5 protein-coding genes, 2 tRNA genes and 1 other RNA gene are annotated in these 2,888 nt (G+C 58.6%); 7 read left to right on the top strand and 1 reads right to left on the bottom strand.

The window, feature by feature from the left end; all coding sequences use genetic code 11:
* The 6 genes from GX108_06775 to GX108_06750 all read left to right on the top strand — a co-directional run.
* Positions 1 to 446: hypothetical protein (locus tag GX108_06775; GenBank protein ID NLO56735.1), on the top strand; the 446-nt coding region annotated here is incomplete at its 5' end.
* Positions 447 to 466: 20 nt separating this feature from the next.
* Entirely contained in the window at positions 467 to 916 is a 450-nt protein-coding gene (locus tag GX108_06770; GenBank protein ID NLO56734.1) for a nucleoside deaminase, read from the top strand.
* Positions 917 to 933: 17 nt separating this feature from the next.
* Positions 934 to 1,026 (top strand) — tRNA-Ser (locus tag GX108_06765).
* Positions 1,027 to 1,048: 22 nt separating this feature from the next.
* Positions 1,049 to 1,136: transfer RNA gene (locus tag GX108_06760), tRNA-Ser, on the top strand.
* A 112-nt stretch (positions 1,137 to 1,248) separates the two neighbouring features.
* Positions 1,249 to 1,347: signal recognition particle sRNA small type (gene ffs / locus GX108_06755), an RNA gene on the top strand.
* A 33-nt stretch (positions 1,348 to 1,380) separates the two neighbouring features.
* Positions 1,381 to 1,851, top strand: coding sequence for a hypothetical protein (locus tag GX108_06750; protein ID NLO56733.1), 471 nt, complete (start codon positions 1,381 to 1,383; stop codon positions 1,849 to 1,851).
* A 13-nt stretch (positions 1,852 to 1,864) separates the two neighbouring features.
* Here GX108_06750 and GX108_06745 read toward each other — a convergent pair whose 3' ends face one another.
* Positions 1,865 to 2,176 carry a metal-sensitive transcriptional regulator gene (locus GX108_06745; protein ID NLO56732.1) on the bottom strand — a complete coding sequence of 104 codons (312 nt, stop codon included), beginning with the start codon at positions 2,174 to 2,176 and terminating at the stop codon, positions 1,865 to 1,867.
* A 225-nt stretch (positions 2,177 to 2,401) separates the two neighbouring features.
* Here GX108_06745 and rpsB point away from each other — a divergent pair.
* Positions 2,402 to 2,888: 30S ribosomal protein S2 (gene rpsB, locus GX108_06740; GenBank protein NLO56731.1), on the top strand; the 487-nt coding region annotated here is incomplete at its 3' end.

The raw sequence follows: 2,888 nt of genomic DNA, 5'->3' as shown, positions 1-2,888 counted from the left end.
TGCGATGGGAAAACCTGAAAGGCGACGCCGTCATAGCGGCCCGACTGGAGGAACTATTCACCCGGGGGATCCCACTGGCAGCCCTGCGGCGAGGCGATGAGGTCGAAATAACGGGGGGCAGAAAAAACGAAGCCACCCTTGACGTCGACAGGGATGCCTTTTTCCAGATCCTTCCCCGGAAGGGCGTTGGAACCGTCCTGGTGGTTGGATGGCCCAGGAATGGCCTTGGCGAACCCTTTCCCGCCGAAGGCTTCCGGCTGGGTGAACTGAAAGGCGACGCCTGCCTCGTGTCGGACGGGGGGCGGATTTCGCCCCTGTATCTCTCGGTTCCCGAACCACGGGGCGGCTCCGGAGGCCGGATCCCCCTCGGCGTGGCGGCGTTGGTCCTGTCTTTGGCGCTGCTGTGGATACTCGTTTTTCTGAGCCGGGATGGAAACCGCCGATGACGGGCCAGGAGACGCCGGTCATGGAAGTACATGAAGCCTTCATGAGAATTGCCCTGGAGGAAGCCCGCAAAGGCGCCTCCATGGGCGAGGTGCCCGTAGGGGCCGTCCTGGTCCTCGACGGGTCGGTGGTGGGAAAGGGGCATAACCGGAGGGAGAGCTTGAAGGACCCGACGGCCCACGCCGAGATACTGGCCCTCAGGGGAGCCGCCGAAAGCCTTCGGAGCTGGCTACTGGAAGGCTCAACCCTGTATTCGACCCTTGAACCCTGCCCGATGTGCGCGTCGGCCTTGGTTCAGTCCAGGGTGAAGAGTATAGTTTACGGGGCGAGGGATATCCGCTGGGGTGCCTGCGGAACGCTTTACGATATTCCGAGGGATCCCAGGCTCAACCACCGGTGCGAAGTGACCGGTGGCGTACTCGCGGAAGAATGTGCTAAAATGCTCCGGGAGTTCTTCCTGGCCCTCCGCTGACGGTGGGGAAGAAAGGTGGAGAGGTGGCCGAGTGGTCGAAGGCGGGCGACTCGAAATCGTCTAGGCGGTGATGAGCCGTCTCGTGGGTTCAAATCCCACTCTCTCCGCCATATAATAAGGGTGCGATGAAATGGAGAAGTGGCCGAGTGGTCGAAGGCGGGCGCTTGGAGAGCGTCTGGGCGGCGACGTCCCGGGGGTTCGAATCCCTCCTTCTCCGCCAGAAGCTTCAGGGCCCCGGCGTCGGGGCCCTTTCTTTGTTAAGTCCGGCAGGGGAGGACAGGCCCAAATCCGCCGGTGATATACTGGACACCAGCAAACGATCCCCTGCAGGGGTTCCAGACCCGCGTGACGGAAGGTCGTAAAACCCCGCCAGGCCCGGAAGGGAGCAACGGTATACGGTCATCCGGGTGCCGCGGACAAACTGGATCCCCTGCAGGGGATCGCTTCAACCGGGAGGTCCGGTCATGGGGGAGAACGACGCTTTCCGCGGGTGCATCGAACCGGTTTTGAAATGGGAAGAGGGCGCGGAAGTTGTATTGCAACCCGTCTACCTTATCCCGGTAGAGGCGTTTCGGACTGGCCTTTTCTCACGTCCTGCCTACAGGACACTGACGGTCGTCGTCGATGCCTCGGGGGGAAGAGCCCATATTATCCAGGAAAAGGACGCCCTCCGGGTGATGGAAGGGGAACCCGAAGGGATAAGGCTTCCCGTGAACATTTCGCGCCCGAGGGCGGTGATGATCGCCGAGGGGACAGCGATGACCGAAGGCAGAGAAGGTTGGAGATCCCTTACCGGGTCTTGCCATGTATTTGCCAGGGAGGAAAAGGCCCTTGCCTGCTGGAAAGCCTGGATCCGTTCCGGTGACTCGCTGGTCGATTCGACCAGCGGGAAGAAGGTCTCCGTGGGGGAGATGCTCGGCCTGATGCTGCCCTAGGTGAAGCAGCCCCTCAGGATTCTTCCTCCTTTTCGCCGGAAAGGGGGGCCAGGTCGATCAGGGTGGATATGAGCCTTTCCAGTTCATCCATGTCGGGGGTGCCGGACTCGGCAAGGCACTTCCTGACGTAACCCTTGAGTATCTCTATGCAGGCGTTCTGCATGGCCTTCCTTGCGGCGGATAGCTGCAAGAGGATTTCCTGGCAGGGTTTTTCGTTAATGATCATCCTCTGTATCCCCCGAAGTTGGCCCTCGACTCTCTTGAGCCTGTTCAACATGGCTTTTTGCTGGGGAGACATGTTATCGATCCGTTCGATCAGGGACATCAATTTCCTCTCCTTTTCCCGTCGCTTTTTTTAACGATAAGTAGGTATCACGGGTATATGGTATTCCACAAGTTCTTGCAGGTCAATCGAAAACTGTGATATACTCCCCGTTGGCCCTTATCACGCACACGATTTGGACGAAAGTGGGGGTGTCCGCTTAGCCGCGGATTCCGCTTTTCGGATGACGGTCGTGGAGGGAAAACCGAAACCAGGGAGGCGGAAAATTTGGCAGTGGTAAGCATGAAGCAGCTTCTGGAGTGCGGAGTGCACTTCGGGCACCAGACAAGGCGCTGGAATCCCAAAATGAAACCCTACATATTCACCGAGAGGAACGGCGTCTACATCGTGGACCTTCAAAAGACCGTCAAGGGTCTCGAAAAGGCCTATGATTTTCTCCGGGAGGTTTCAAAAAGCGGCGGGAGCGTCCTTTTCGTAGGGACCAAGAAGCAGGCCCAGGATACCATTAAAGATGAGGCCCTCCGCTGCGGGCAGTTCTATATAAACCACCGTTGGCTCGGCGGTCTTCTTACCAACTTTCCCACGATCAAGAAAAGAGTCAACCGCATGGTGGAGCTCGGTTCCCCCGAATTTCTCGAGGGGTCGACCAAATGGACGAAAAAGGAGATCGCCGGTTTCGAAAAGGAACGGACGAAACTTGAAAAGTTCCTGATCGGGATCAAGGAAATGCGCGATATCCCCGATGCCCTTGTCG

It is taken from the genome of Thermovirga sp., from assembly GCA_012523215.1.
GTDB lineage: Bacteria > Synergistota > Synergistia > Synergistales > Thermovirgaceae > 58-81.
This window is presented reverse-complemented; position numbering and strand designations above follow the sequence as displayed.